General features: G+C 64.2%; 23 protein-coding genes and 1 pseudogene. 8 read left to right on the top strand and 16 right to left on the bottom strand.

Features of this window, described 5'->3' with window-relative positions; genetic code table 11:
* Positions 1-38: 38 nt before the first annotated feature.
* From VGV07_RS10015 to VGV07_RS09980, 8 genes are all read right to left on the bottom strand, one after another.
* Positions 39-1,247: a GNAT family N-acetyltransferase gene (locus VGV07_RS10015; RefSeq protein WP_326868542.1), complete on the bottom strand. Its 1,209-nt coding sequence runs from the start codon at positions 1,245-1,247 to the stop codon at positions 39-41.
* Positions 1,244-2,254 carry a sterol desaturase family protein gene (locus tag VGV07_RS10010; protein WP_326868541.1) on the bottom strand — a complete coding sequence of 337 codons (1,011 nt, stop codon included), beginning with the start codon at positions 2,252-2,254 and terminating at the stop codon, positions 1,244-1,246. The genes VGV07_RS10015 and VGV07_RS10010 overlap by 4 nt, the downstream gene beginning before the upstream one ends.
* A gap of 112 nt (positions 2,255-2,366) precedes the next feature.
* Positions 2,367-3,575: a VpsF family polysaccharide biosynthesis protein gene (locus VGV07_RS10005; protein WP_326868540.1), complete on the bottom strand. Its 1,209-nt coding sequence runs from the start codon at positions 3,573-3,575 to the stop codon at positions 2,367-2,369.
* Positions 3,576-3,780: 205 nt separating this feature from the next.
* Positions 3,781-3,930: a hypothetical protein gene (locus VGV07_RS10000; protein ID WP_326868539.1), complete on the bottom strand. Its 150-nt coding sequence runs from the start codon at positions 3,928-3,930 to the stop codon at positions 3,781-3,783.
* Positions 3,931-3,933: 3 nt separating this feature from the next.
* The gene (locus VGV07_RS09995; protein WP_326868538.1) at positions 3,934-4,407 is read right to left on the bottom strand and encodes a hypothetical protein; all 474 of its coding nucleotides are present in this window, start codon (positions 4,405-4,407) and stop codon (positions 3,934-3,936) included.
* Between the two features lie 22 nt (positions 4,408-4,429).
* Positions 4,430-5,614 (bottom strand): DJ-1/PfpI family protein, encoded by a 1,185-nt coding sequence (locus tag VGV07_RS09990; RefSeq protein ID WP_326868537.1) that lies wholly within the window; start codon positions 5,612-5,614, stop codon positions 4,430-4,432.
* A 37-nt stretch (positions 5,615-5,651) separates the two neighbouring features.
* A complete protein-coding gene (locus VGV07_RS09985; protein WP_326868536.1) occupies positions 5,652-5,930 on the bottom strand; it encodes a hypothetical protein in 279 nt (92 codons plus the stop codon).
* Positions 5,931-6,811: 881 nt separating this feature from the next.
* Positions 6,812-7,468, bottom strand: a complete 657-nt coding sequence (locus VGV07_RS09980) for a response regulator transcription factor (RefSeq protein ID WP_326868535.1) — start codon at positions 7,466-7,468, stop codon at positions 6,812-6,814.
* Positions 7,469-7,957: 489 nt separating this feature from the next.
* Between VGV07_RS09980 and aqpZ the strand changes: the two genes are divergently transcribed.
* Positions 7,958-8,674, top strand: coding sequence for an aquaporin Z (gene aqpZ / locus VGV07_RS09975; protein ID WP_326868534.1), 717 nt, complete (start codon positions 7,958-7,960; stop codon positions 8,672-8,674).
* A gap of 260 nt (positions 8,675-8,934) precedes the next feature.
* On the opposite strand, the gene VGV07_RS09970 is transcribed toward aqpZ, so the two are convergent.
* The 4 genes from VGV07_RS09970 to VGV07_RS09955 all read right to left on the bottom strand — a co-directional run bounded on the left by VGV07_RS09970 (position 8,935) and on the right by VGV07_RS09955 (position 14,852).
* On the bottom strand, positions 8,935-10,893 hold the full coding sequence (locus VGV07_RS09970) for a translation factor GTPase family protein (protein ID WP_326868533.1): 1,959 nt from the start codon (positions 10,891-10,893) through the stop codon (positions 8,935-8,937).
* A 380-nt stretch (positions 10,894-11,273) separates the two neighbouring features.
* A complete protein-coding gene (locus tag VGV07_RS09965; protein ID WP_326868532.1) occupies positions 11,274-12,089 on the bottom strand; it encodes an SH3 domain-containing protein in 816 nt (271 codons plus the stop codon).
* Positions 12,090-12,289: 200 nt separating this feature from the next.
* Positions 12,290-13,264 (bottom strand): NAD(P)-dependent alcohol dehydrogenase, encoded by a 975-nt coding sequence (locus VGV07_RS09960; protein ID WP_326868531.1) that lies wholly within the window; start codon positions 13,262-13,264, stop codon positions 12,290-12,292.
* A gap of 73 nt (positions 13,265-13,337) precedes the next feature.
* Complete coding sequence (locus tag VGV07_RS09955) at positions 13,338-14,852, bottom strand: cupin domain-containing protein (RefSeq protein ID WP_326868530.1); 1,515 nt, start codon at positions 14,850-14,852, stop codon at positions 13,338-13,340.
* 135 nt (positions 14,853-14,987) lie between these two features.
* Here VGV07_RS09955 and polA point away from each other — a divergent pair, with 135 nt between their 5' ends.
* From polA to VGV07_RS09940, 3 genes are all read left to right on the top strand, one after another.
* Positions 14,988-17,903, top strand: coding sequence for a DNA polymerase I (gene polA / locus VGV07_RS09950; protein WP_326868529.1), 2,916 nt, complete (start codon positions 14,988-14,990; stop codon positions 17,901-17,903).
* A gap of 361 nt (positions 17,904-18,264) precedes the next feature.
* Positions 18,265-18,861 carry a hypothetical protein gene (locus VGV07_RS09945; RefSeq protein ID WP_326868528.1) on the top strand — a complete coding sequence of 199 codons (597 nt, stop codon included), beginning with the start codon at positions 18,265-18,267 and terminating at the stop codon, positions 18,859-18,861.
* Between the two features lie 502 nt (positions 18,862-19,363).
* Positions 19,364-20,398 (top strand): beta family protein, encoded by a 1,035-nt coding sequence (locus VGV07_RS09940; protein ID WP_326868527.1) that lies wholly within the window; start codon positions 19,364-19,366, stop codon positions 20,396-20,398.
* A gap of 21 nt (positions 20,399-20,419) precedes the next feature.
* Here the strand turns inward: VGV07_RS09940 and VGV07_RS27395 are convergent.
* Positions 20,420-20,953 (bottom strand): annotated as a pseudogene (locus VGV07_RS27395) (sce7726 family protein); the annotation flags it as partial.
* Between the two features lie 214 nt (positions 20,954-21,167).
* Here VGV07_RS27395 and VGV07_RS09935 point away from each other — a divergent pair.
* On the top strand, positions 21,168-21,428 hold the full coding sequence (locus VGV07_RS09935) for a DUF2171 domain-containing protein (RefSeq protein ID WP_055876270.1): 261 nt from the start codon (positions 21,168-21,170) through the stop codon (positions 21,426-21,428).
* Positions 21,429-21,714: 286 nt separating this feature from the next.
* Here the strand turns inward: VGV07_RS09935 and VGV07_RS09930 are convergent, their stop codons facing one another.
* On the bottom strand, positions 21,715-22,086 hold the full coding sequence (locus tag VGV07_RS09930) for a GFA family protein (protein WP_326868526.1): 372 nt from the start codon (positions 22,084-22,086) through the stop codon (positions 21,715-21,717).
* Positions 22,087-22,385: 299 nt separating this feature from the next.
* Entirely contained in the window at positions 22,386-23,255 is an 870-nt protein-coding gene (locus VGV07_RS09925; RefSeq protein WP_326868525.1) for an alpha/beta hydrolase, read from the bottom strand.
* A 140-nt stretch (positions 23,256-23,395) separates the two neighbouring features.
* On the opposite strand from VGV07_RS09925, the gene VGV07_RS09920 reads away from it, so the two are divergent.
* Complete coding sequence (locus tag VGV07_RS09920) at positions 23,396-23,806, top strand: DUF1810 domain-containing protein (protein ID WP_326868524.1); 411 nt, start codon at positions 23,396-23,398, stop codon at positions 23,804-23,806.
* 153 nt (positions 23,807-23,959) lie between these two features.
* Here VGV07_RS09920 and VGV07_RS09915 read toward each other — a convergent pair whose 3' ends face one another.
* A complete protein-coding gene (locus VGV07_RS09915; protein ID WP_326868523.1) occupies positions 23,960-24,568 on the bottom strand; it encodes a J domain-containing protein in 609 nt (202 codons plus the stop codon).
* An 81-nt stretch (positions 24,569-24,649) separates the two neighbouring features.
* Between VGV07_RS09915 and VGV07_RS09910 the strand changes: the two genes are divergently transcribed.
* Together VGV07_RS09910 and VGV07_RS09905 are read left to right on the top strand one after the other, a co-directional pair.
* Positions 24,650-25,327: an HAD family phosphatase gene (locus VGV07_RS09910; RefSeq protein ID WP_326868522.1), complete on the top strand. Its 678-nt coding sequence runs from the start codon at positions 24,650-24,652 to the stop codon at positions 25,325-25,327.
* 358 nt (positions 25,328-25,685) lie between these two features.
* Positions 25,686-26,519: a cell wall hydrolase gene (locus VGV07_RS09905; protein WP_326868521.1), complete on the top strand. Its 834-nt coding sequence runs from the start codon at positions 25,686-25,688 to the stop codon at positions 26,517-26,519.
* Positions 26,520-26,856: the final 337 nt, after the last annotated feature.

The following is a 26,856-nucleotide window of genomic DNA, read 5'->3' as shown; positions in this document are numbered from 1 at the left end:
TTGTCCCGGCTCCTCGCCGTTTCGTTTGCCCGGAACGGCTAGGCGTCGTCGCGCACCAGCTCGGTGCTTTGGCTCGATCCCGGCCGCTTGATGTTGGCGGCACGCCAGGCGCGCCAGCCATCGAGCGCTGACCGCGACCTGAGCCGTATCTCGTCGACCAGCATGGCGAGCCGGCCCTTCAGCGTCGCCGGCCCCATCACCGAGGTCAGGGTCAGCGTCTGCGTGGCAAAGCGGACCTTGAACGGCTCCTCACCACAGAGGAAATCCACCATCTCGAGTCCCTGGTCGATCGACCACTGGACATAATCCATCAGCAGCACCATGCCGGGCGAACCGCGCTCGAAGCTCGGATCGTAGCTGGTGAGGAACGCCATCAGGGTGCCGCGCTGCACGAAATTGACCGAAATGGCGACGGTGGTCCCCGCGCATTCGATGACGAAAATCCTGAGCGCGCCGGCCTTCGCCAGCACCTCGACCAATGCCGGCAGCGCCGGAGCGCCTGCATCGAACAGCGGCGCAACGCGGCCGTTCCCCGCCAGCCACTGCCGCTTCAGCTCGCCGAGCCGCGCCAGCACCGGGCCCGCGGGCTCGTCGAGCGGCAGCAGGCGGAACACCACCTTGCCGCTCTCCTCCAGCGCCTTGCGCCCACGCCGGTAGTTCTGCCGGGTCTTCTTCGACTGCGACTCGAACCACTGGGCCCCCGTCGCCCAGTCCCCCGCGACCTGCGAGCAGATTTCGGTGCGGCGATTGGCGACCAGGCTCAGGCCACCGGGTGCGTCGAGCAGGGCGCGGAACTTCGCGTCCGGCCGCAGCCGGTTGAGGAAGTAGAGGTCGAACCCGCCGGCAGCGACCACCTGCCGCCACAGCTGGCTGAGCGCGGCGGGCGGGCAGCGCGGGTGGATCAGCACATCGGCATAATCGGTGCAGTCATTGGCCGCCCATTCGAGGAACCTCAGGCCTTTGCGCCGCTGGATCGCCAGCGGCAGGATGGCCAGCAGGTCCTCGCCGCACCACACCAGCCCGATGCGCAATTGCCGTTCGGCCTGGCCCGGCACGGTCTTCCACCAGGCGGAAACCCAGTCGTGGCTCTGGAAGATCAAGCCGTTGCCCTCAGCCCAGAGCGCGCTCCATGCCGCGCCGATGCCATCGAGGCCGGCGCCGCTGTCGACGATCTCGAAGCGACAGTCCTCGAGGCGATGATCCTCGAGGCGATCGTCGAGGCGCGACAGGGGAGCGTGAACGTTCATGACTGGGCCGGATCCCTGGGGGGCGGGGTGACGGTCGCGGGGCGGCGGCCGAGCCACCGCGCCACGTGGCCGGCCATTTTCTTCAGCGGCAGCAGGTAGAGCCCGAACAGCGACTGGTAGTCGTCCTTGTCGCGATCGAGCAGCCCGAACTTCATGTCTTCGTTCGGGTCGGGCACGTAGGCGGTCCCGAACATGCGGTCCCAGACCGACAGCAGCAGGCCGAAATTCTTGTCGTAATGGCGCGGGTCGGCGCTGTGATGCAGCTGATGCCAGTGCGGCGACAGGATGTAGTTGTCGAGCGGCCCGAACGAGATTTTGTAGTGGGTGTGCCGGACGAAATCCATCATCAGCAGGTTGCGCATCGCATAGACATTGATGCCGAACACCGTGAGTTCGACCGGATCGAGCGCGATGATGCTCCACAGCCCGAACATGACGCCGGGAATGGCGCCATCCCAGATGCGGTTGATCAGGTCGTCGAGCGGGTGGACGCGATCCTTGGTGATACCCACCAGCACCTCGGCCGAGTGGTGCACCTTGTGCAACTCCCACAGGAACGGGATTTTGTGCTGCGCCACATGGTAGAGGTAATACGAGATGTCGTAGGCGATCAGCATCGAGATGGTGAACAGCACCAGCACCCACCAGGGCGTCGGCCCCGCGATCAGCGGGCCGTGGATCTGGAAGATCCAGCTGATCAGCTGGTTGGTGCCGAAGCCGACCAGCGCCACGAAGATGATGCCCGTCGGGATCAGCAGGAACGGCATCATCAGCCGCTTGGTGATGTAGAACAAGAGATCGGCGCGCGCCGACGGGTGCAGGATCACTTCCTTGGGCAGCGCAAAGCTGAAGAAGTCACCCAGCGATTTGTGCTCGACCGTGCGCCAGTAGGCGACGAGCGCGCTGATGAAGGCGGTCGAGAACAGGATGAGCAGGGTAATGCCGTTCTCGCCGCTGACGGCATTGACGAGCTTGGCCATGACCAAATCGACGATTTCGGACATCATCGCGACCTCGGGAGGATCCAGATATTGGCGGCAAAATGCCAGACCGGCGCGTCTGATGCCTGCTCGTAGTCGAATCGTCCTTAATTCGTCCGCGGCTTGAACGATCCGGCGCTCACCCCGGCTTGTCGGACGTCTGCTTGATGCCGTTGGCATTGTAGGCCAGCACCAGGACGATCATCATCATGATGAGCGGCGTCTTGGAGGAGAGCGTGTTGTTGGAAAGCGCCGCCAGCAGCGTTGCCGCGACGCCGATCCAGGCGGCGGGTTGGGCGTGGCGCAGCATGCGCCACAGCATCCAGAACACCAGCCAGGCAAACAGCAGCGCCAGCGGCAGGCCGAACAGCAGCACGATGACCACCTGCGCGCTCTCGATGGTCGGCATGTGCAGCTTCTCGTTGACGATGCGCAGCAGTTCGTTCCCGTCCATGCCGAACATTACCTGCTCGAAGCTGACATGGTTGAACACGTCGTAGATGCTCACCCGAACGAAGAAGTTTTCGTCGAACAGCGTGCTGGTGAAGCGGCTGAGCAGGCCCGCCGCGAACATGATTGCGGTCAGCACGGCGCCCCCCGCTGCGGTGGCGAGCAGCACGAACAGCTTGGCCTGCCGCTGATGCCGCGGCGACAGGCGAGGCCATGGCACGACGATGATGAGGGCGAAGATCTCGAGGGCAGTGACCAGCAGCGCCAGGCGCGCGCCTGAGGCGGCAGCGCCGATGAACAGGATGCCGATTGCGGCGACCCGCAGCCAGACGGGCCACCTGGTCAGCGCCACGAACCCCACCGCGGTCGCGCAGGTGGCGCCGAGCGCCAGCGGATGTTCGGACAGGCCGACCGGTCGGAACACCAGCTCGACCGCGTCATAGGGCATGATCCGCTGCTGGGTCAGCGCCTCGAAGATCCCGACGAGCGCGCTGAGGATGAGGAACCCCAGCGTAATGTCACCGAGCACCCGGCGCGACGCCGGGTTGAGCGCCAGCATGATCAGCCCCGCTGCGCCAGCCACCAGATAGGTATCGACCAGCAGCACCGACGAGCCGGCCTTGCCGGTGACGAACATGAACACCGCCATCAGCAGCATCAGCCCGCCATAGCGGAGCAGCGCCCGGAATTTGCCGATCTCGTCGCCACGCAGCACGAACGGCCGGCTGAGCACCGCCACCGGCAGCAGCAACAGCACGGCATAGGTGCCAAAATGCAGCTTCTCGTAGAACGAGCCGGTTTCGGTGGTGTAGGCCACCATCTTGTTCATCAGCTGCGCCGGAATGGCGAAGCGGATGAGAAAGGCGACGGCGGTCAGTAGCAGGAACAGCAGGGCCACTGCGTTCTGGCGACGCGCATCCTCGCTTGACGATCTGACAAAAGCTGCCGAAGTGGAACCCACTGAAGCATCCCGGCTGAATTGGCTGCAGCCGCCGGGCACCCTGGCGACCGCGCCAAGGCTAGCCCGGCTTCACCAATGTGGCGTTAAGATAGCTCGCGTCGCTGTATTCATCGCCCGGCTCAAACCACTCTGCGCGCTCCGCTCATCGGCCGATCAAGGTTGCAGCCACGATTGCCGCCGCCAGCAGCGTATCCAGGACGAAGCAGAACTCCGCCATCGAGCGAACGACAACCTTGTTCGCCCGGTGGTGATAGATGTCCCATGCGGCGTGGGCGAGGAGACCGCCGGCCACGAGCTAGGCGCCCAGCGTTTCGTTGAAATAGAGTGCTGCGGAGGCGACCAGGCCGAGGACGGCCATGGCGATTGCCTGTAGCGGCAGGCCAGCTGTCGAGCGGGCCTTGCCGCGCCACAGGCCGTAGATCACCAGCGCGCCGGCAATGCCGAGCAGCGGCCAGGTGGCGTCAAAGCCGATGACGCCGAATTTCGCCAGGGTAATGACGATGACCGAGAGGAAGAAGACTGGCCAGGCGGCCGCCGGTTTGTGCAGCGCCGCTGCCGCCAGATAGACCAATCCGGACGCAGCGACCACCGGGGCCAGATCGCTGCCGGTGTCGCTGCCGGTAAAGAGTCCGATCGCGGTAAAGGCGGCAAATGCCGCGCCCAGGATGGCTGGCCACCATTTGAGACTGGCTTGGCTCGCGCCGTCCTGCGTGTGTGCCGGCGAGGGGGCGGTGGCCTGGTCCAGCCCAGGCTTGAGTTCCTGTGTCATGGTCGATCCCCCTTGCTGGTTGCTACCTGTTGCCGATCACTTGCGGTGAGTTGCTGGCGGCGAGCTGCTCCCGGGGCCATGGATACTCCATCGCCAGGGCAACGATGTCGGCGGTCGGCCGGTCGTAGCGGGAGACGATGTCGGGCAGCACCGTCTCCAGTGTCAGCGCGACATTGTCGGTGGGTGGTGCCGGCAGCATCCTCGTGACTTTGGCCGGCTCGATTGGGTCGACGTGGATCGTGAGGCCGCTCCTGGTCGTTACCGAGCCGCCCTCGCCCATGACGACAACTGTTCCCAGTTGCGTGCGCGAGTAGGCGTCGACCATGAGCCCCATCGCCACCTCGTCGACCCCGTCGGCAACGGGCACGCCCAGCGTTTCGCGCCGCCAGACGCTCATGATGTTCCGCACGAACGTCTTCCTGAGCTCGAGCGTCAGTGCAAAGGCCTCGGAATCGTGCCGCGCGTCCCAAGTGGCAACGCCGATGTCGGCCGCAATGCGCGCCGCCGCATCGCGACCGCCGATGGCTTCGACCAGCGCGATCATCGAGGGTATGTTGGCCGTTATCCCCGTCGACGTCATGACACGGTCGTCCACCACATAGCGGCGGTCGGGCACCCATTGCATTGTGGGATTGTTCTGCCTGAGTTCGTCGCGGGCACTCCAGTGCCCGGTGGCGCGGCGCCCGGTGAGCAATCCCGCCGTCGACAGCATGCGCGAGCCGTTGCACACCGAGACGATCGTCGCGCCCTTGTCGCGCTGGGCCTTGAGCCATGCCGCTATCGCTGGGTCCGTGCCCGGATCCATCGCCGGCACCAGCACGTAGTCCGCGCCATCCGGATGGGCCTGATCGAAGGCCGCCAGCGTCGCGTCCGGGTCGATCGACATGGTCGAATAGTAGAGCCGCACCGGTTCGTCATGTTCAGCGACAACCGACACATCCGCGAGGTCCGCGCGCTTGATGATGCCGTAGATACTGAGAAAGTCAGAGACTTCGGTCCCCTCGTTGCGGGTCGCGATGGCAATGACCGGCCGCGTCCGCCGGGGCGGTGCGAGGGCGGCTATGGTTGCCGCCTGTTCATCGACGGGCACTGCCATTGCGGCGGGCCGCGGAGCGCTGGGCGCACCCGGGATGAGAAACAGCGGCACTGCAATGGCTGCCAGAGCCACGACGGCGCCGACGCCGAGCACTATCCTGCGGATCATCATGTTGGCCTCCATCCGGTGAGTAGAACCGTTTGCGGGACTAGGACGCGCAGGCCACGCAGCGTGCCAGCGCTGCATCGGCGCGCTCCGCCTGCCGCCTGGCCAGGTGCTGACCGGCAGATCTCCGCGCCCGGACCGCCTCGAGCACGTCCTGGTGGGTGATGCCGAGATCGTCGAGACGGGCAGGGCTCATGGTCAGCAGGTCGGCCAGGGCGAGCCGCTGGCGCCTGTCACGCGCGGCCCGGCCCAGCATTTCAGCCACGGCGCGAATGAGGCGGGTTACAACCGAGAGAGGCTCGGTACCAAATGTCAGGGTCACGTTATCCTCCGTTGCCTGGGTGTGTCGTTCACAGGGTGAGATTGAATGTCGCCGTATCCGCTCCACCGGCGCTATCGACGTGGACATTGACTTCCCACCAGCCGGCCTTGCTGAACACCAGTTCTTCGAGCGCAAATTTGCCGCCGCCGAGAGCGCATGCCTGGAGGCGGGCATCTGGTGGTTCCGTTGAGGACTTACCGTGAATGTCCGCCACCGATCAGCCGAACGGGGCGCGACCAGGGTGAGGGGTCGGCGGCCGCCATTCCGCATCGTCAGGGCGCAATCGGATCGTTGTTATGGATTAGTCGTGCGCTGGCGTAGTAGCGCGGCAGCGCGTTGGCCGCCATGCCATTGATCGGGCGAAAACTGCCATGCCTTGGTGGCGGTGCTTTGATTGCCTGATGCCTGCCTCGACGGTGCGACCCCGCAGCAAACGCGGGGTGCATCAGATCAGCCACTGCGCTCCTGCGGTGATCAGAGCGTCGTCAGCGTGCTCCGCTGCCGCTGCGGACAACGACACCGCCAGCACCGGGACGATCCACAGCCCGTGCCATGCTGACGACAGATGCATCGCGGGACGGCAACGACGGCGCCGGCCCGGTCCGGCGAGAAGCCGGCAATGCGGGCGAAAACTGTCGCGCGGCTACCTGCTGCGGGTGCAGCAAAGCGGAACCACCGGCGTCATTCCCGCAAAGCCACACCACCGTCCGGGAGCCATCGCAGACGAAGGGTGCCGCTTCGAGGCGGAGAATGACCCGGTGGAGCCGGGCAGCGCGGGGGGGCGGCGCTGCTGGCACTCCCCGCCTTCTGCGAGGAGCATTTCTGGTGGGCATCTCGACCTTCCGTCGAACGATGCCAGGTCGTCGCACCTGGGCGAGCGCTCAGCTCTCGATGGCGAGCCGAACCAGTTCGGCAGTGTTGCGGGCGCCGATCTTTTCCATGATGTGCCGGCGATGCACCTCGACCGTGCGGTAGGAGAGGCCGAGATCGACGGCGATCTCCTTGTTGGTGCGGCCATCGACGACATATTGCAGGATCTGGCGCTCGCGATAGGTGAGCGTACCGAAGCCTTTCACCGTAACGGTGGAGGGCCCGTCCTTGGATTGCTCGACATGGATATCGCCGCGGAAGATTTCCTGGGCGGCAACCGCCAGTTCGACCGGCGCATAAGGCGGAGAAAACACCGAGCTGGCACCATGTTTCATGGCAGCCACCACCATCTCGGCACGGACATCGGGCGGTGCCAGCAGGAAGGTGTGAATGCCCAGGTGCTGGCCGCGGATGGCGGTGAGCGCTTCGAGCGCCTCGCACATGTCGCGTTCCTCGCCACACAACGGCATCAGCACGAGATCTGGCCGTCGGAGCGCCATCAGCCGCGTGAGCGCCAGTACGTCCGGCACCATGGAGACCTGAAAGCCCTGCGCGATGAACTCGTCGCACAGTCCCTTGGATATCCGTGCTTCCGGGTGCGTCAAATAGATCAGCCGGTCTCTATTGAGGTAAGGCCGATAAGGTATCGAGTCCGCAAGTCTGTCCACTTTGCCACCTGGGGTTGCAGGCCAAAGCTGCTGCCGGTCCGTACCGGCACCAGTAGGTAACGAGGCTCATCCCCGTACCTTCGAATCGCGTCCACATAAGTATTAGAACACGACTGACAGGAGCCTGACAATGCACAGTAACCGGGTCGTTACCTAGTTTGGCAGTGTAATCTGCGTGCCATCTACGGTGATAACGATAGTCATCCATTAGTTCTATTTTAAACCAAATAGGAATTTCCATTGCCGAGCTTTGGAAAAGCTGAATTCCAGAATCCGCATTTGTAGCGCTGCTAAAGTTTCCGCAAACGTTTTCGGCAACCAAGCATAGAGCAGCTGTTTCCGCCGAACGGCGGCCAGATGCCTGCACCGGCTAGGCTTTTGGCGCTCGAGGGCACAACAGTGGTGCAAAACCCAGGCGCGCCGATTCACCGGCGCAACAAGTGCGCCTAACAGTGACGCGGTGGGAACGACTCCTCGGAGGGTTTGGGAATGTTCAGAAGACTATCGGCCGAAGCATTCGGCACTTTCTGGCTCGTATTCGGCGGATGCGGCAGCGCCATTCTTGCCGCGGGCGTGCCGGAAGTCGGCATCGGCTTTGTCGGCGTGTCGCTGGCATTCGGACTGACGGTACTGACAATGGCGTACGCGGTGGGCGGCATTTCGGGTGGCCACTTCAACCCGGCAGTATCGCTCGGGCTCGCGATTGCCGGCCGCTTTGCCTACAAGGATCTGGTGCCGTACTGGGTGGCGCAGCTGATCGGCGGCATTGCCGGCGCGGCGGTGCTCTACATTATCGCCTCGGGCGTTGCCGGCTATACGCCGGGTGGCTTTGCCTCGAACGGCTATGATGCGTTGTCGCCGGGCGGCTACGGCCTCACCGCGGTGCTGGTCGCCGAAGTGGTGCTGACGGCATTCTTCCTGATCGTCATCCTGGGCTCCACCGCCAAGGCGGTGCCGGCCGGCTTCGCGCCGATCGCCATCGGGCTCAGCCTGACGCTGATCCACCTGATCTCGATCCCGGTGTCGAACACCTCGGTCAACCCGGCGCGCTCGATCGCCGCGGCGATCTTTGCCCAGAATGGCGCGTTGGGGCAGGTCTGGCTGTTCATCGTGGCGCCGCTGATCGGTGCGGCCATCGGCGCGGCGATCTGGAAATATGTGCTGTCGCCGGGCGAAAGCCCCGCCAATATCGGCCAGGTCGAGTAAGATCGGGTTTCGACACAACGACAAAGGGCCGGGAGACCGGCCCTTTTACTTTGGTCGGCCGGGGCCCCGATCCACGCCGTCTTGGGCCGCAATGGGGTGGCGCCGGTACGCTAACCGACGCTCTGCACGCGCCCCGTACTCGGTGTCATCCCTGCGAAGCGGATCCATCTCACCCCCGGCACCAGCCGAAAGTTGGGTCCCTGCTTTCGCAGGGATGACAGCCGGTGGGTGAGGCTCGTTCATAACTGGCGCCACGCTGCTCACGCTTCTCCGATGCCGATCGGAACACGCCGCAGCACATGCAGCAGGTACTCCTTGCGGTTCAGCGGATTGTTGTCGGAGCGTCGGCGGCTGGGAGGCGGACCGGCGACTGCCCGATAGCCGGCGAAGCTGGTTTCGAGAGCGCCCTCGCCATGCGTCAACCCGGGCAATAGCTGCTGCAGTTCGTGCACGCGCGCCGCGGCGATCTCACCTTCCACCGTGTATCCCGCCCCGTCCGGCACGGGCTGGCCGGGCGGCGCGTCGAGCCGGGCCAGCACCGAAAGCGCAGCGGCCAATGTCTCGGTCGGGACATCGACATGGAAGTGATGGATCGGCTCGCATACCGCCGTGCCCGCCTGGCGCAGCGCCTCCATCAGCACCAGCGGCGTCAGGTTGCGGAAATCGCCTGCCGTGCTCATCGGCGCCCGCTGTGCGGCGTCGGTGATGCTGATGATGGCGTCGGTCACCTGCCAGCCGGCGAGGCCCTGCTGCAACGTCTCGCCGATTGTGGTTTCGATGACCTCATAGAAGGCCACCGGCATGGCGCCGAACATCGCCGCGAGCCGGATCTCGAGCCCCGAACCGATCGGGCCGGGCTCGACCCGGATGCCGACCGTGGCGAGGAAGGGGTTGGGCGGCTTGAAGATCAGCTCCACCGCCGCGCCGGTGCCGCTCGGGCGCTCGACGCAGATCATCGTGGTTTCGCGGAACGCGACCTGAAGTCCGTAGTCGGCCAGCAGCGTCGCCTCGATCACCTCCTTCTGTACCTCGCCATAGAGCGAGACGAACATTTCGGCGTGCGCATCGTCCTTCCTGAGGTTGATCAGCGGATCCTGTTCGGCCAGTTGCCCGAGCGCCGCCCACAGGGCGCGACGGTCGGCGGCGTGTGCCGGCGCCACCAGGGTCTCGAGCGTCGGTGGGGCAAAGTGCTGTGACACCGCCCTTGGCGGCGTGCCGATGCTGTCGCCGATCCGCACGTCAAGGCCGCGCAACCGGGCGATCTCGCCCGCCACCACCCGATCGCGCCGCAGCGTCGCACCGCGCTCGAACACCTCGACACCGGTAATCTTTGCATCCTCGCCCCGCAATTGCAGCCGCTGGCGGTTATGCAAGGTGCCCGAGAACAGCCTGACATAGGCCAGCTTCTCACCGGCCGGACCGCGCTCGACCTTGAACACCGTACCGGAAGCCGGCGCCTCGAGGTCAGCCGCCGTGGCCGGCAGCAGCTCGACGAGGCCGGCCAGCAACGTCTCGACGCCGGCGCCCGAAATCGCCGAACCCATGAACACCGGATGCAGCTGGGCGACGCGGCTCTGCTCGGCCAGCGCGGCGCGCAGCCGGTCATAGGGCAGCGCACGGTTCTCGACATAGGCGGCCAGTAATGCCTCATCGTGCTCGGCCAGCCGCTCGGCGAGGGCTGCGTGGAAGCCCTGGGCCGCCGGACCGAACGGCACGAAGGCCGCGTCGGCGGTGCCCAGCCCCTGTCCCCTGCCCATCGGTACGATATCCGCGGTCAGCCGCCGGCGGATGGCCGCCACTACCCGATCGGGATCCGCGCCGGCCCGGTCGAGCTTGTTGATGAAGATCAGGGTGGGGATCTTCAGCCGCTGCAGCGCCCGCATCAGCACGCGGGTCTGGCCTTGCACGCCTTCGACCGCCGAGACCACCAGCACGGCGCCATCGAGGACGTTGAGCACCCGCTCCACCTCGGCGATGAAGTCAGGGTGGCCGGGCGTGTCGATCAGGTTGATCGTCGTGTCATGGGCGACGAACGATACCACGGCGGCCTTGATGGTGATGCCGCGCTGGCGCTCCAGCGCCAGGGTATCGGTCTGGGTATTGCCGCCATCGACACTGCCGAGACGGTCGATGACCCCGGCTGCATACAGCAGCCGTTCGGTCAGGGATGTCTTACCGGCGTCGACATGCGCCAGAATCCCAAGGTTCAGTGTTCGCATTGCGCGTCACGTTCTCAAGTTCGGGGAGGGCTCCTTTCTCGATGAACATGACTCGGGGCATTGCGACCTCCATGGGATGGCGAAGGGCGGAATAGATCACGGGCAGAACAGGTGGGCAACCTTAGCCTGGCCGATCGAGACGGCCCCCGTCCCTTCTCCCCTGCAGGGGAGAAGGTGGCGCGAAGCGCCGGTTGAGGGGTGAAGCGGTGCCACATGCTGGACGAGCCAGCATGCCGAGCGGCTGAACCCCTCACCCGACCTCCGCTAGCTCGCTGACGCTCACAAGCTGCGCTTGCCCTCTCCCCTCAGGGGCGAGGGAAGGTCGGACATAACCGGAGCGGCGACTCATCCTGTGGCCGAGACCGGCGCACTGCCCGATGCTAGTTCAGATAATCCTTGTACACCCAGCCGGTGCGGCCCTGGTCGTCGGTGATCTTCAGCCAGCCGCGACGGTTTTCGCCCACCGTGACCTTCTCGCCGCCGGCGAGGCCGAACACCCGGCCGTTGGATTTGCCCGGGCCGGAACGCACATTGACGCCGGAACCGCCCACGGTTCGCGTGTCTCCCGAAGCGTCCGCCTTCGTCTCGGGCTTGGGCTCCGGCTTCGGTGGGGGTTCGACCTCGTCGATGGGCTCGGGTTGGGATTTCGCCACTTCGGCGAGCTTCTTCTCGGCTGCCGCCTTGACGTTGGCGGCGGTCTCGGTCGGGGCTTCGGCGAAGGCGGTGACCTCAAGCGGCGTCGGGCGCTCGAGCACCTCGCCGGCAACGGCGTCCGCCGCTTCGACCGCTGTCTCATCCACGGGCGCCGGGGGCCCGGCGCCATCACCTTCGGCATAGGTTTCGGAATCGTCGGCGGCATTGGCTGCGGCGCCGCGCAGCCAGCCCTCGTCATCGGAGGCGAGCGCCACGAAGGTGTTGCCGATCATCTGGTCGACCCGCTGCGCCCGCTGCACCCCGGCCGGCACCTCCGGCGCCTTGCGCATCGCCACGCTCGACGCTGCGGGAGCCGGCGCTGCGGGCGCGGCCTGAGGCACGGCGTCCGGGCTGAGCGAGGCTTCGACCGGGGCGGGCAATGTCGCAGCCGGCGTTGCGCTGGCGGCGGCAACCGGCGGCTTGCCGGCAAAGCACCGATCGAGGCCACCGCACTGCAAGCCGATGAGCACCGCGCCGATCGCGCCAATGCCAAGCACTGCCATTGCCGGCGCGCCGACACGGATCAGAAGTTGCCGAGTTGTTGCCCTTCGCCGACGCACCGAATGGCGCGAAAGCTCGTCGAATGCCCCGTTCATGGCCCTACAATGCTTAACAAGCTTGGGGAAACTCTGTTCCGAAAGCGACACAATTCGGGCAATGGCTTGACGGACTCGGGTTTGCCACGATTTGCATTGCTTTGCACCTAACCGGCCAGCTGCAGCACGACGCTGCCGCGCTTCCTGCCGGTATCGACATGACGATGCGCCTCAACCACCTGCTCGAGCGGGTAAATCCGGTCGATCACCGGCCGTAGCGCACCGGCTTTGGCGAGCTCGATCTCGAACGCGACATCCTCCGGCTTCGGCTTGAAGTTGATCGGGATGACCCGCTTGCCGCTGCGCCGGCTGTCCTTGCCGGCCCCGAGCATGCCCTTGAGATCGATGATCACCAGCAGCAGCGTGCCGCCTGGCTTCAGCACCTGTTCGACCCGTTCGAACGGGGCGTTGCCGACGCATTCGAAGATCACGTCGTACTGCTTGCCGCTCCTCGTGAAATCTTCGGCCTTGTAGTCGATCACCTGGTCGGCCCCGAGCGAGCGCACCAGCTCGGCATTGCCGGCGCTGGTAACCGCCGTCACCACGGCGCCAAAGTGCTTGGCCACCTGGATAGCTGAGCTGCCCACCGCGCCCGAGGCCCCGTTCACCAGCACTTCGTCGCCCGGCTTGATCGTGCACTGCCGGATGCACTCGGCGACAGTGTGTCCGCCGAAGACCAGCGCCACGGTGTCCTCGAAACTCCAGCCCTCGGGCTTGAGCACCATCGCCTCAGTTTGTTTCAGCGTGACGTATTCGGCGTGCCCGCCGAACTTCATGCCGGTCAGGCCCACGACCGCATCGCCGGGCTTGAAGCGCGTCACCCCCTCGCCGACGGCCTCGATCACCCCGGCGAAATCCATGCCGAGGATCTTCTTGCGCGGCGCAAAGATGCCGATGGTCAGCGGCCCGAAGAATTCGAGGCCCTTGGGCAGGTCGCGGGTCCGCATTCGGTAATCGCCGACGCTGACGGTGGAGGCATGCACGCGGATCAGCACTTCGCCGGCCCGCGGCACCGGCTTGGGCAACTCCTCAACCCGCACCACCTCCGGCCCGCCGAACGATCGATACACCGCTGCCCGCATTGCACTTGTCTCCCCTCATGCCCGACCCGTAGCCTAGACATGGTGCGCGTCGGGGCGATTACAATCGCGCGGATTATCCCCTGCGGCGGTTGGCAAGGCGGTGTTGCAGCCGTGCCAGGGCGGCCAGTGGGCCGGGTCGCCCTTCGAGCTCGAACACCAGGTAGCGCGCCGGCTCGGCGCCGACGGCGCGGATGCCGTGCTCGGCCCCGGCGGGGTGGTAGAGCAGAGCCGGGGCGGACACCTCGCGACCGAGCGTCTCGACGCGGCCTGTAAGCAACAGCATCGCCACGTCGTAGCGGTCGGCATGCGGCGCGTAGCCCTCACTCGGGGCGAGCACGCTCACATGGGCATGCAGCCGCCTGAGCCAGCGGGTGCGCTCCTGCCAGAGCGGTGCGCCGATGCCTGGCGCAGCCGAGCGGAGCGTCTCTCCGGAGCGGATGATGGCCCGACCGGCGGCGCGCCGATCAGCAGGCTTACCGTAATTGACCCATTTCAGCATGGTGTAGAGCAGGGGGGTGTCGCCCGCATTGGATAGGGTGTGGTGCGTGCCCGCCGGGTAATAGGCGAAATCGCCCGGCCCGATCCGCACGCGCTCGGCATTGGCGGAACCGGCGGCATCGTCGGAGACGTGGAGTTCCGCCGAACCGGAGACGACGACGAGGATCTCCTCCTCGATATGCTGGTGCAGCGGATGCGGATTGGCGCCGGGCGCCAGGATCGAGCTGTGGCCCTCGACATCGATGAGAGTGGGCGTGCGACCCCACAGATGCGGAAACGAAGTAAAGCGCTGTTCGGGCCGCAGCGTCGCCGACGGGAGCTGAAAGATGGCATTGCCGAGGGCCCTCGAACCGCGCGGGGCAGGGACAATGCGGTTGCGATCGCGCCGGCCCTTGCCGCTCACCACGACGACCGGCGGCCGTTTCGAGCGGTGGAACTCGATCGGCCAGCTGAAGGTCCTCGGCATGTTCACCGGACGATCGGCCCGGGCATACTGCAGCAACAGCGCCGTACGTACCGCCCTGGTCTTGTTGTGCGAGCCGTGCCAGGCCCGGCCATCGAACACCAGCGCCTCGCCATCATGTACCTCGGGCTGGACGATCCGGGCCGCCGGATCGTACTGGCGCGCCGCCGCCAGCGTCGTCTCGTCGGTGCTCGCGTCCCGCGCCACACCGGCGCGGTGGTTGAGCTCCTGCAGGGTGACGCCATAACGGTGCGAGCCGGGGATGAACTTCAGCCCCGAAGAACGATCGGTATGCTCGAGCCCGATCCACACGGTGACGAAGCCGCCTTCGGGCGCCATCGACTCGACGTCGGTATGAAAGGGATGGATATCGCTTTCCGCCTTGATGATCAGCGAAGCGCCCCACAATACAATGTCGGCGCCGAGCGTCGGCCGCACCAGCGCGAGGATGCGCGGATCGGTCGCGACGCGATGGAAGGCGGGGCTGCTGGCGGCCCAGCCCTTGAACCAGGCCCGGGGCCTTCCGGTCGCGGCGCGCAGGCTCGACAGGATTTGCGCGCACTCCGCGCCATCGAATACCGCAACCGGTCCGGCATAGCCGTCCGTTTCCAGCGCTTGTTTGCTCACGATGACTCCCCGGACCACCGGCTGGACCATGCCAACGGGCCCTGCCAGTGCGCAAGCCCCGTGTCAGCCTTCGTCAGGGTTCATCCCCGGCGGCTTCTCGGTTAAGGTCCGGCCCCGACCATCCGGAATCGTTTCATGCATCTCGTTCTCGTCGACGGCTCAGGCTTCATCTTCCGGGCCTTTCATGCCCTGCCGCAGCTTACGCGCAAGAGCGACAAGCTGCCGGTCGGCAGCGTGATCGGGTTCTGCAACATGATCTGGAAACTCAGCGAGGATCTGCAGGGGGAGGATGCGCCCACCCACATGGCCGTGGTGTTCGACTATTCGTCGAAGACGTTCCGCGACGAGATCTATGCCGAATACAAGCAGCACCGGCCGCCGGCGCCGGAAGAGCTGGTGCCGCAGTTCCCGCTGACCCGCGCCGCCACCCGCGCCTACGGCCTGCCCTCGATCGAGATGGAGGGCTACGAGGCCGACGACATCATCGCCACCTACACCGCGCTGGCCAAGGACGCCGGCGGCAAGGTGACTATCGTCTCCTCCGACAAGGACCTGATGCAGCTGGTGGAGCCGGATGGCTCGGTGCGGCTGCTCGACACCATACCGCGCCCCGGCCAGCCGCCACTGCGCTGGATCGGCTCGGACGAAGTGTTCGCCAAGTTCGGCGTCGGGCCGGACAAGGTCATCGAGGTGCAGGCGCTCTGCGGCGACGCGGTCGACAATGTGCCCGGCGTTCCCGGCATCGGGGTGAAAACCGCGGCCGAACTCATCAATACCTTTGGCGATATCGAGACGCTCTTGAGCCGCACCGCCGAGATCAAGCAGCCGAAGCGGCGCGAGGCGCTCGAAACCAATGCCGAGCTGGCCCGGATTTCGAAGCGCCTGGTGACGCTCAACCGCGAGACACCGGTGGAACTGCCGCTCGAGGACCTGGTGCGCCAGCCGGTCGAGCCAGCCAAGCTCTTCCCCTTCCTCAAGGCGATGGAGTTCTTCGCCATCTCCAAGCGCCTCGGCACGCTGCTCGATGCCGACCCCGAGGCGTGGCCGGCCGATCCTGAACTGGCGGCCAAGCCCGCCGAGCCGGTGGGCTTTGACAATAATGCCCGGGCCGAAGCGCGCGCGGCGCGGCAATCGGCCGAGGGCCGGGCCGATTCCGCCCCGGTGCTGCATGCCAAGCTCGAGCACGAAAAGATCAAGGCGATCCCGCTCGACCATTCGAAATACGAGATCATCCGCGACGCCGCGCACCTCAAACGCTGGATCGACGCGGCCTATGCCGAGGGGATCGTTGCCACCGACACCGAGACCACCGGGCTCGACAACCAGACCGCCGACCTCGTCGGCATCTCGTTCTCGACCGGCCCGGGCACTGGCGCCTACCTGCCGCTCGGCCATACCGAGGGGCATGGCGACCTGCTCGGCGGCGGCATGGCGGAAGGACAGATGGACCTCCGCGCCGCGCTCGAACAGCTCAAACCGCTGTTCGCCGATCGCTCGATCCTCAAGCTCTTCCACAACGTCAAATACGATCTCGGCATCCTCGCCCGCTACGGCATCGAGGTGCGCTCGTTCGACGATAACCTGCTCTTGAGCTATTCGCTCGATGGCCCGCAGTTCAACACCATGGGCGAGCTATCCGATCACTGGCTCGGCCTCCCCGGCATGTCCATCAAGGAACTGCTCGGCACCGGCAAGACGCAGAAGACCTTTGCGCAGGTCAGTATCGAGGATGCGGCGAAATATGCCGCCGAAGATGCCGACCTGACCTTCCGGCTGTGGAAGGTGCTGAAGCCGCGACTGGTGGCCGAGAAGATGACCACGCTCTACGAGACCATCGAGCGGCCGCTGGCGCCGGTGCTGGCGCGCATGGAAGGCCGCGGGATCACCGTCGACCGGCAGATCCTCAGCCGCCTCTCGGGTGATTTCGCGCAGCGCGCCGCGGCGCTCGAAGCCGAGGCCTATGAGCTCGCCGGCTCCAACTTCAACCTCGGTTCGCCCAAGCAACTGGGCGAAATCCTGTTCGACCGCATGGGCCTGCCCGGTGGCACCAAGACCAAGACCGGCGCCTGGTCGACCGGCGCCGACGTGCTCGAGGAGCTGGCGACGCAGGGCATTCCGCTCGCCCGCACCATCGTCGACTGGCGCCAGCTGACCAAGCTCATGGGCACCTATACCGATGCGCTGCCGAGCTACATCAACCCGAGGACCGGGCGCGTCCACACCACCTATTCGCAGCACTCGGTGCTGACCGGACGGCTCAGCTCGAACGATCCGAACCTGCAGAACATTCCGGTGCGCACCGAAGATGGCCGGAAGATCCGCACCGCCTTCGTGGCGCCGGCGGGCAAGACCCTGATCAGCGCCGACTATTCGCAGATCGAGCTCCGCGTCCTCGCCCATATCGCCGATATCCAGGCGCTGAAGGACGCGTTCGAGGAAGGGCTCGACATTCACGCCATGACAGCGTCGGAAATGTTCGGCGTGCCGGTCGAGGGCATGCCGTCGGAAGTGCGCCGCCGCGCCAAGGCGATCAATTTCGGCATCATCTACGGCATCTCGGCCTTCGGCCTCGCCAACCAGCTGGGCATCGAGCGCTCGGAGGCCGGCGAGTACATCAAGACCTACTTCGCCCGCTTCCCCGGCATCCAGGATTACATGGCCGAGCAGCGCCGCAAGGTGAAGGCCGACGGCTATGTCGAGACCATTTTCGGGCGCAAGGTGAACTTCCCCAACGCCAACTCCTCGCACCCGGCCGAGCGCAGCTTCGTCGAACGCGCGAGCATCAACGCCCCGATCCAGGGCTCTGCCGCCGACATCATCCGCCGCGCCATGATCCGCATGGAACCGGCGCTGAAGGCGGCAGGCTCGGATGCGCAGATGCTGCTGCAGGTGCACGACGAACTGATCTTCGAGGTGGACGAAGGCAAGGAAGACGGCGTGATCCCGGTGATCGTCAAGACGATGGAGAACGCGTCGGAGCCAGCGGTGCGGCTGACCGTGCCGATCAAGGTGGACGCGCATGCGGCGCGGGATTGGGACGGGGCGCATTAGGGCGCGCCACAAACAATGCGGCAGTGTTTACTGGTTGATCGAAATATCCTAGCATCTCCCCCGGGATGGGGACGCCATGGGTCAACTGGAGATTACGCTGTAATATAAGGGCAGCGAAGCAGATAACAATAGAATAGATTTCTATGACGTTTCACAGGCGCTGATTGGGTTTCAGCGCACCTTAGCGCTTACAACTCACCTTGTTCTCAACGGCGAAATTATCACTCAGGCTCCTTCATTAAGAAATGCGAGCATCGAAGTCCTCGCGCCTGAGGCTGGCAGCTGGAAGATAACTGCGATAATCGGCACGATACTTCTAAGTGCAGGAGTGTCTTCGCAGGACTCTGTGTTAGGCCACCTTATGACGTCGGCTTACTCTTACGTCCTCTCAGAAACGATGGGCATCTCCGTAGATTTCAGCAAGACCCTCGGCCAGACTATCACTGAAAGCAGAAGCCCCCGGGTCCCGGAGGGGCTTGACGAAGGCAAGTTCGACGCCGTGATCGAAAAGGTCGAAAAAGCCATTACGGACATTCATCGACCGATAAGTCACTCAGGGACCGCGACTAGCGCCATCATCGGCGTTTCAAGCGGAGGTCGAATAGTACACCCACTAGGACCTACCCTTAGTTCTGAGACTTTTGATTACCTGAACACAGAGATCCGAGGCGACCGCAGGCATAGCTACGTAGGTAAGGTTTCCAGCTACAATACAAACACCTACAAGGGCAGAGTCTATGTCGAAGACGAAGGCCGGCCCGTCCCTATGACACTAGCCGAGGACGTCCAATCGCGTAGATACGTTAGAAAGGTGGTCGATAGCCTGGCGGCCAACGCGATGGACCGCTTTGACGCTGGCGCGGAGATTGAGTTTGAGGCATACGAATCCCACTCCAAGAGTGGGCGCCTGAAGCGCTACTACGTTGTGGATATTGACCTCGGAACCAAGCCTCGCTAGCGGTCTACGGAAAGACCTCATCAGAGCATGGACAGGGCAGACGGAGCCGACCGCCCTCCTGCGAATGACGGCAGCTAGTTCTTCTTCACCCTAGGCATCGGCAGCGCCGCAGTGGTTACCCGTACCAGCTCGACCATCCGCTCCGCGTCGTCCCAGCGCGCCCCTGCAATCCGAAAACTTGGCCTGGCTCCGCTGTAAGCCGGCTGCTCATCCACGGCCTCACCAAGAAACGTCCCCTCCGGCGTCGGCTTCAAAAAGAACTGGTCGTCACAAGCCAGCGCAACGATTTGCCATCGCAGTAGACGCCGTACTCGCCGAACATTTTCCGGGCGGAGACGGAGCCGGCCGCGTCGAGTTGCTCGAGCAGGTAGTCGAGGGTGGAGGGTTGGGTGGACTGGGGAAATGAGGACGGCAGATTGCCCCCAATCCTTTCAATAGTTAATGACTTGTTACTTGCGCTTTCAAACGATAACTATGTTGTCGAACGCTTGGGGGGCCGCGAATGACAGTACGCTACGTGCCATTCTTGAGATGGAAATCTGGAGAAAAGGAGGCGCTGCGCAACCTGTCTCCAACAGCTCGACTAAATGTCGTGCCTTTCTTCCTGCTTGGTGCAGACAATTTCAAGGATAAGAAGGCCACCAAGAAATCCAGCAGCATACCCGCGCCGTCGGTCTTTGCGATGGAGGCGTTAGGTTCGTGGGGAACAGCACCTTTCTTCTTGGACGCCTCCCCTTTGCCGAACGATGCCAGTGGGGCGCACCCACTGACAAATATCGCGTCTAGTGTTCTTTCCTCAGGCGGCCAACCAATTCCGGCGACGTCGCTAAATGCGTCACCAGCCTACAGCGCTGCAGTCCAATCGGTCGTCCACACCCAGCAACTTGGGGTGGCCTTGAGGGTCACGCTGTCAGAGATGACTTCGGCGCCGAGCTGGCTCCCTTCCTGGCCATTTCCGTTGCCCGAGACAGACCTTATCGTTGATCTTGCAGACAGCGCGGAAAGCGTACTGGCCCTGGGAGCCGCCGTGAACACTGCGTTTGCCTCGTTGGCAAGCGCGGCAGTGTGGCGATCAGTTACGCTGGCCGGGACATCTATACCCGAGAACTTCTCAAAGCTGGCGGCAGGCAACTACACCAGACCAAGGTTCGAGGCACAACTTTGGAGCCAGGTCGCGAACTCCGGCCTCTTCTACCAACTGGATTACGGCGACTATGCCACAGTGTCGACTGCCACTCCCGCTCCCAACATCGCGTGGGGCTATCCAATCACCGTAAAATATACGCTCGTCGCTGACTATCTCATCTGCCGCGGGGTGAAAACCACGGGCGTCGGTTCTCAAGACATGGGGCCACAGCTAGTCAAGCATGCGAAATTCATTCTTGGATTTGCGGGACGGGGTCGGCTTGCTACCTGCTGGGCGGACGACACTATCGACAAGATCGCTGGGGGGACACAAAGTCCCAAAGCGCTGGCCCATTGGGTCAGCCTGGCTGTTAACAGGCACATCGAGTTGGTGAGATCCGTTCTGCCCTAGCCAACCCACACGGCGTTTCAACGCTTCGCGCACGTGGGCGAAGAGCTCGGGCTTGGGAACTTCGCGAGCGAGATGCTCGTAAATTTGCTTCGAGCGTTTTCCCCGCCAACCTCTGGCCAACCCATAGCGATCAAGAACGGTCAGCGCCTCAGCCTTCCAAAGAAGATGCGCAACCAGGAATGGATCGGCGCCCGGATTAAGTGAGCCGTCGCGGAGTTCTGTCAGTTGCAAGTGGCTGTCTTGGACTGACGCGACTGTTATGCCCCACCAAGTCGGTACCATGGGCAGAGCCTTTTCAAGGTGCCTCGTTCCCACGACTAGCCTTAGTCGGTCAAAAACGCGGCTGTAGATTTCGGCCTGCAACGGCAGCCTAACTAGCGTATCGCGGTCGCTCTTCAGTTCAATGCCCGAGAGTTCGCCGTTGATTACCGCGATGTCGATGCGAACGGAATTTGCCCATACGCCCATTTCCTCAACAATGAGGGTGTCTGCGTCGTCTGAATGGTCAGAAGCGAGTCTTTGCCTTACCGCTTGTCGAACATCGGCGTCGCGCATGAAGGAGGAATCCCGAGCACTCCGGCGGTAACACGATCATGGTTAACGCACTTTAAAAGGTCAGTACAGCTGACATTACAGGCCGGATGTTTATATTCTGCTCCAGCTATATCGGCAACTTCAAGCGGGAGGAGGGGGGCGCTGCCAAGTTTCCCTCGGCATCCATCCCGGCCCCCATGCGTTCCCCCTGCTCCAACAAACAAGGAGCAGTGTCATGTCGAACCTTTCCGGTATCCGAGAGCATATGGAAGTCATCGGCGCCGATGGGGTGCATGTGGGGATTGTGGATCGGGTCGAGGGTGGGCGGATCAAGCTCACCAAGGCCGAGGCGCCGGGTGGCAGCCATGAGGGGCATCATCACTACGTGCCGGGCATCCTCGTCGCCGCCGTCGAGGGCGACAAGGTGCGGCTGTCGGCCGATGCGGCCAATGCCGAGCTGTTCGAGGAAGAAGAGGACGGCAAGACGCGGCATTGAGGGTTTGCACCAGTCACCCTCCCCCTCGCGGGGAGGGTAGCGCAGCCGGGAGCGACGCGACCTGGCGGAGCTTGGGTGGGGGGCGAGGCTGGGCTCGGTGGCGGGTGATGGGCACTCGGCACGGAGGGGGCGGGGCTACCTCGCGGTTCCAGTATGCCGCTCCCCCCACCCTTGATCCCTCCCCGCGAGGGGGAGGGTGACGACTGGGACACCGAGCGCTTGGCGCCGCTCACCCGGTCCTCTCCCGAGGGGGCGACGGGGGCGCGGCCCGGTGGCTTCCGTAAGTTCACCAGAGGTTGCGCCCGTCGATGACGTTGACCGGCAGCGATTGCATCAGGTCGTAGTCGTCGAGGATCTTGACGTTGATCGCCATTTTCTTCCGCTCGGGCACCGCCGTGTCCTCGAGCGAATAGTCGGGGCTGACGCCGTAGGTGGTGCAGCCGCAGCGGGTGCAGAAGTGGTGCTCGTGCAGCGGGCTGACCGGGGAATAGACCGCGCCATAAGTGTCGGAGACGATGCGCGGGGCCGTGACATCGTAATAGGCCCAGAGGCCGCCGGACTTGGTGCACCAGGTGCAGGTGCATTGCGTGGCCTCGGTCGGCGCCTCGGGCAGCTCGATGCGGGTGCCGCCGCAGTAACAGGTGGCGATAGTGGTCATCTCGGGTCTCCTTGTCTGATCACGACAAGGTTTGGCTGGGGGCTGCTGACAAAGGCTGTCAGGAGTGATGTCGGCGACGGGCACGTGGTCGCTCCGGCGCTGGAGTGACAGCCACTGGGAGGCTCGAATCCAACCCCAATCTCGATGTCATCCCCGCGAAAGCGGGGACCTCTGTTTTCTTTGCCGGCACCGCAAACGGAGGTTCCCGCTTTCGCGGGAATGACCCGGTGGGTGGAACGATCGTGACAAAAAGAGCCGGCGGTTTTCCGCCGGCCCCTCGTCTCAGACCCGAGCTGCACTCAGCCCGGGAAGCTCGGCTTGGCCGGGAGTTCCTGCTTGAGGAAGACCGGGACCACGGCCTTCATGATCTCGACGTTCGCCGGGTTGAAGAACACGCCGGTGTGGCTGGCGCCGGGGAGAACCATCAGCTGGGTCTTGGGCAGGCCGGCCATGTCGCCGTTGACGAGGCCGCCGGCGGCCTGGTGGTGCTTCGAAATGTAGTCGAGCCCGACGATATCGGCGTCGCCGAAGATATAGAGCGAGGGCACGCTGATCTTGGCGAAATCGGCCGACCAGTCGAAGCTGTTGAGGTCGAGCTGCTTCAGCTTTTCGACCAGCACCGGGAAATTATCGGGGTTGGGGGCGAGGCGCTTGTACTCCGCATCGAACGGGGTGTTGGCGAACATTTCGGGGGTGATCGTCTCGATCATCTTGAAGAAATCGGGCCCCATCACCTCCTCGTTGTAGATGTAGCCGGCAGAGGCGGCGACGATGCGGGTGACGCGCTCGGGGTAATCGATGGCGAAGCGCATCGCGGCGGCGCCGCCCATCGAATAGCCGAACAGTTCGGTCTTTTCGATCTTGAGGTGATCGAGCAGGCCGGCGACGTCGGCGGCCATGTTCTCGTAGGTGATCGGGGTATCGCGGTCGGTGGTGCGGCCGTGGCCCTGCAGCTCGACGGCAATCACCTGGTGATCCTTCGCCAGCGTCGGGATGATGGCGGCCCAGTTGTTCTCGATGTTCATGTAGGCGCCGTGCAGCAAGACGATCGGCTGACCTTCGCCATGCACCTCGTAGTACATTTCGAGGCCGTTGATGCTGGCGGTTTCGGCCTGGGCAAAGCCGGCAAAGCCGAGGGCAAAGGCGGCGGCAAGAAGGGCGGTCTTCATGGTCGTTTCTCCTGTTGTCGTCGGCGCGTCCCTCGCGCCTTCTGACTTCACGACGAGCGGTGAAAACCGGAATCGACACGGGCGACGAAAAAACTTGGCGCGGGGTTTGGGAGTTCCAAAGCCAGGGGTAGGCTTGGGCCATGTTCGAGCACTTCGTCGCAGCGCAGGATCCGGTTTACGCCCAGGTGCTGGCCGAGCTCAGCGCCGGGCGGAAGCAGACGCACTGGATGTGGTTCATCTTTCCGCAGCTGCGGGCTCTGGGCCGCAGCGCTGCGGCGCTACGCTTCGGCATCGCCGACCTCGCGGAGGCGCGCGCCTATCTCATCCATCCGGTGCTGGGGGCGCGGTTGCGCGAGTGTGCCGGGATCGTCGGCGGGATCAGCGGGCGGACGGCGCATGAGATCTTCGGCTCGCCCGATGATGTGAAGCTTCGCTCGTCGATGACGCTGTTTGCGCATGCGGCGGCGGATGCGGCGCCGTTCCGGCGGGTGCTGGAGCGGTATTACGATGGGGTGGAGGATGCAGTGACGGTGGGCTTGATCGGCAGATAAGCCACTGCGACACGATCCAAACTCGATGTCATCCCGGCGAAAGCTGGGACCCAACTCTCCTCCCGCGCCAGCCGACCGATGGGTCCCAGCTTTCGCTGGGATGACCTCCGGTGGGGGTGGTGGGATCGAGGACACCAGAGGGATGAGCTCCCCTTACCCCTCAGCCTCCAACGCCGCGATCAGTTCGATTTCGCTCTCATAATTCCCCAGTTCGGCCAGCGCCGTTTCCAGCATGGCGACGCGGCGTTTGATGGTGCGGTGCTGTTCGGCCTTCGCGGCGACCTGGGCGTCGAGGCGCTCGGCGAAAATGTTGCGGTCTTCGTCAGTGCGGCGGATGCGGGCGCGGAGTGTCTGCAGGGCGCCGATCTCGGTGTCGGTGCGGGCCAGCGACAGCCGGGCATCGGCGAGGCCGGTCTGCACGGCGGCCGACATCTGGGCGATGAAATCGACGTTCTCGAGCTTCAGCCGGGTGGCGATGGCGGTTTCGACCGCCGCATCGAACATGTCGGCGAGGATCGCCGCCACCTCGCGGCGATAGCTGGTCACCGCCTCGTCGTCGATGATGCCGGTCTCGTCGAACAGCCGGCGCGAGTCGGGATCGGAGAGCAGCCCGAAGGCGCGGACCACGACGACGAAATACTCCGGGTCGCCGCCGCGGTCGGGGTGGGCGACCTGCACTTTGCGGCGGTAGGCCTGCTTGATGTCGGCGGGGCGCGCGGCCTTGCTGACTTCAAGCACCTCATAAGGATCGAACACAGTCATCGCGCTGGCTCATAGCAGGTCGTCGCCCACGGTTGAAGCCAAGGGTAGCGGCGGGGCGGAAATCTGCCTATATCCCCAACCATGTCTCCCACCGTTCCGACTGCTCCGCTCCGCCCGTTCTCCGCCATTGTTTTCGACATGGATGGGACGCTCCTTGATACCGAAATGGTGTTCAAGCAGATCGTCTGGGATGTGAGCACCGAGCTCGGCTTCGAGATGACGGAGACGGTGCACCACGCCATGGTCGGCTCGAGCCACGAGACCACCAACCGGCTGCTGGTCGAGGCCTATGGCGTCAGCTTCCCCTACACCATCTTCGACGAGAAGTGCCGGGTGCTGATGAAAGCCAAGATGCACGAGGCCGTGCCGGTGAAGACCGGCGTCCACGAGCTGCTCGCCGAACTCAACGCCCGCCGCATCCCGGCGGCGGTCGCCACCTCGTCGCGCTCGGCGCATGCGCTGGGGCACCTGGGCGGCGCCGGCATCCTCGAAAAGTTCGAGACGGTGGTGACGCGCGACGACGTCATCAACCCCAAGCCGCACCCCGAGCCCTATTTGATGGCGGCCGGGCGCCTCGGCATCGATCCGAGCCTCTGCATCGCGGTGGAAGACTCCCATACCGGAGTGCGCGCCGCGCATGCGGCGGGGCTGCAGACCATCATGGTGCCCGACATCGTCGCCCCCTCCGACGAGATCAGCGCGCTCTGCGTCGCGGTGATGGACAGTCTTCATGACCTGAGGACTGCCGCCTTCGCCTGAGGCTTCAGCGAGCCAGAAGTTTTACGGGAATCGTTACGTTAATTCTCACGTCCTCGCGGGCGTGAGGAACTGTGTCGTTCGGGCAACGATTCGGATCGATTAACTTTTATCGATTGCCGCAAGGCCCGCTTACCCATTCGCAAAACTCAAGAAAATCAGGGCTTTCACCCCGGCGTGAGAGCCGTTAACCTCAAATTAGGAACCTAACATTCATGGTTAAGTAACTGTAAATTCTGGGTTCCATCGTTCCCCAAGCTCGGCTAGGTTCCGGGCACGGGTAACTAGACAACTGGGGCTGCCTCGGGGGCGGCATCGGGGGAAGGTAGGCGGATTGCGAGCAGGCTCGATCGCACCAGTGATGCGTGTTTTCACGCATGCCCTCGCGTTCGCCGCAGCAGCACTCGTGCTGCTGGTTACGTTTGCTCCGTCATCCGCTGAAGAACTCGTCAACGAGACCGTGGTTCCCGCCGCCATCACCCAGACGGTGGCGCTGAAGCGCGAGCAGTTCCAGACCAGTGCGCAGCCGCAGCTGACCAATGCGCTGCTGCAGGCCTATGTGGATCGCCGCCAGCAACTCGACAATTTCGAAGGTTTCGACGTTCCGGCCCCCAAGGCCGAACTGACCGAAGCCATGCTGATGGGCTATATCGCCAAGCGGCAGAATCAGGCCCTCGACGCGATCGAAAGCGTCGATATCTCCGACAAGCCGGCGCTGACCTCAGCCGTGCTCTCCAGCTACGTGAAGGCCGATTTCGTGCCGACCACCAAGCGGGTGAAGCTGGCCGAAGGCGAAAAGCTCTGCCTCGCCCAGGCGATCTACCACGAAGCCCGCGGCGAAAGCCGTGAAGGCCAGCTGGCGGTCGCCAACGTCATCATCAACCGGGCGATGAGCAAGAAGTATCCGTCGACCATTTGCGGCGTGGTGTTCCAGAACGCCGACAAGGGTCGCTACAAGTGCCAGTTCACCTTCGCCTGCGATGGCCGCTCCGACATGGGGCGTGAGCGCTCGGCGTGGAACCGCTCGATCAAGATGGCCGAAGACGCATTCTACGAATTCCAGCGCGGCGAACGCCCGGGCGTGGTACCGGCCTCGGTGCTGTTCTACCACACGACGGCCGTGGCGCCGAAATGGTCCCACACCTTCAACCGCGTCGCCGCCATCGGCTCGCACGTCTTCTACTCGACGAACTGAGACCTAGCAGTCGCTGGATGAATGGGCCCTGAACGGGGCTTTTTTCATTTTGGGGGGTGAGGATCGTGCCCGCCAAAATCCCCTCTCTTGCGATTTCTAAGGCTTAGCGAAGGGCTAAGCCCAAGAAATCGCTTTCTCCCCCGCAAGGGGGGAGATGATTGGTGGCCTCCATTCGCATCAGTGCATCAGTCAGGACTCTCCCCCTTGGCGGGGGAGAAAGCGAAAACTTGGGCTTAGCGCAGCTAAGTCCTTAGTTTTCGCAAGAGAGCATCTGTGTTCTCGGTCAAGCTGTTTTGGGCTGAGTAGGCTCCCATAGGCGGTTCTGCGTGAGCAGGGC

The organism is Devosia sp., from assembly GCF_035944845.1.
Lineage (GTDB): Bacteria > Pseudomonadota > Alphaproteobacteria > Rhizobiales > Devosiaceae > Devosia_A.
The sequence above is the reverse complement of the archived record's forward strand: the minus strand, read 5'-3'. Positions and strand labels throughout refer to the sequence as shown.

Bases quoted from the DNA above. Each gene is read 5' to 3' on its own strand.
- VGV07_RS09965 (WP_326868532.1), bottom strand. From the start codon at position 12,089: ATGGCAGTGCTTGGCATTGGCGCGATCGGCGCGGTGCTCATCGGCTTG.
- VGV07_RS09960 (WP_326868531.1), bottom strand. From the start codon at position 13,264: ATGCGGGCAGCGGTGTATCGATCGTTCGGCGGGCCGGAGGTGGTGCGG.
- VGV07_RS09945 (WP_326868528.1), top strand. From the start codon at position 18,265: ATGACGTCGGCTTACTCTTACGTCCTCTCAGAAACGATGGGCATCTCC.
- VGV07_RS09940 (WP_326868527.1), top strand. From the start codon at position 19,364: ATGACAGTACGCTACGTGCCATTCTTGAGATGGAAATCTGGAGAAAAG.
- VGV07_RS09990 (WP_326868537.1), bottom strand. From the start codon at position 5,614: ATGATGATCCGCAGGATAGTGCTCGGCGTCGGCGCCGTCGTGGCTCTG.
- VGV07_RS09935 (WP_055876270.1), top strand. From the start codon at position 21,168: ATGTCGAACCTTTCCGGTATCCGAGAGCATATGGAAGTCATCGGCGCC.
- VGV07_RS09970 (WP_326868533.1), bottom strand. From the start codon at position 10,893: ATGCGAACACTGAACCTTGGGATTCTGGCGCATGTCGACGCCGGTAAG.
- VGV07_RS09905 (WP_326868521.1), top strand. From the start codon at position 25,686: ATGCGTGTTTTCACGCATGCCCTCGCGTTCGCCGCAGCAGCACTCGTG.
- VGV07_RS09995 (WP_326868538.1), bottom strand. From the start codon at position 4,407: ATGACACAGGAACTCAAGCCTGGGCTGGACCAGGCCACCGCCCCCTCG.
- polA (WP_326868529.1), top strand. From the start codon at position 14,988: ATGCATCTCGTTCTCGTCGACGGCTCAGGCTTCATCTTCCGGGCCTTT.
- VGV07_RS09915 (WP_326868523.1), bottom strand. From the start codon at position 24,568: ATGACTGTGTTCGATCCTTATGAGGTGCTTGAAGTCAGCAAGGCCGCG.
- VGV07_RS09930 (WP_326868526.1), bottom strand. From the start codon at position 22,086: ATGACCACTATCGCCACCTGTTACTGCGGCGGCACCCGCATCGAGCTG.
- VGV07_RS09910 (WP_326868522.1), top strand. From the start codon at position 24,650: ATGTCTCCCACCGTTCCGACTGCTCCGCTCCGCCCGTTCTCCGCCATT.
- VGV07_RS09920 (WP_326868524.1), top strand. From the start codon at position 23,396: ATGTTCGAGCACTTCGTCGCAGCGCAGGATCCGGTTTACGCCCAGGTG.
- VGV07_RS10015 (WP_326868542.1), bottom strand. From the start codon at position 1,247: ATGAACGTTCACGCTCCCCTGTCGCGCCTCGACGATCGCCTCGAGGAT.
- VGV07_RS10010 (WP_326868541.1), bottom strand. From the start codon at position 2,254: ATGATGTCCGAAATCGTCGATTTGGTCATGGCCAAGCTCGTCAATGCC.
- VGV07_RS09925 (WP_326868525.1), bottom strand. From the start codon at position 23,255: ATGAAGACCGCCCTTCTTGCCGCCGCCTTTGCCCTCGGCTTTGCCGGC.
- aqpZ (WP_326868534.1), top strand. From the start codon at position 7,958: ATGTTCAGAAGACTATCGGCCGAAGCATTCGGCACTTTCTGGCTCGTA.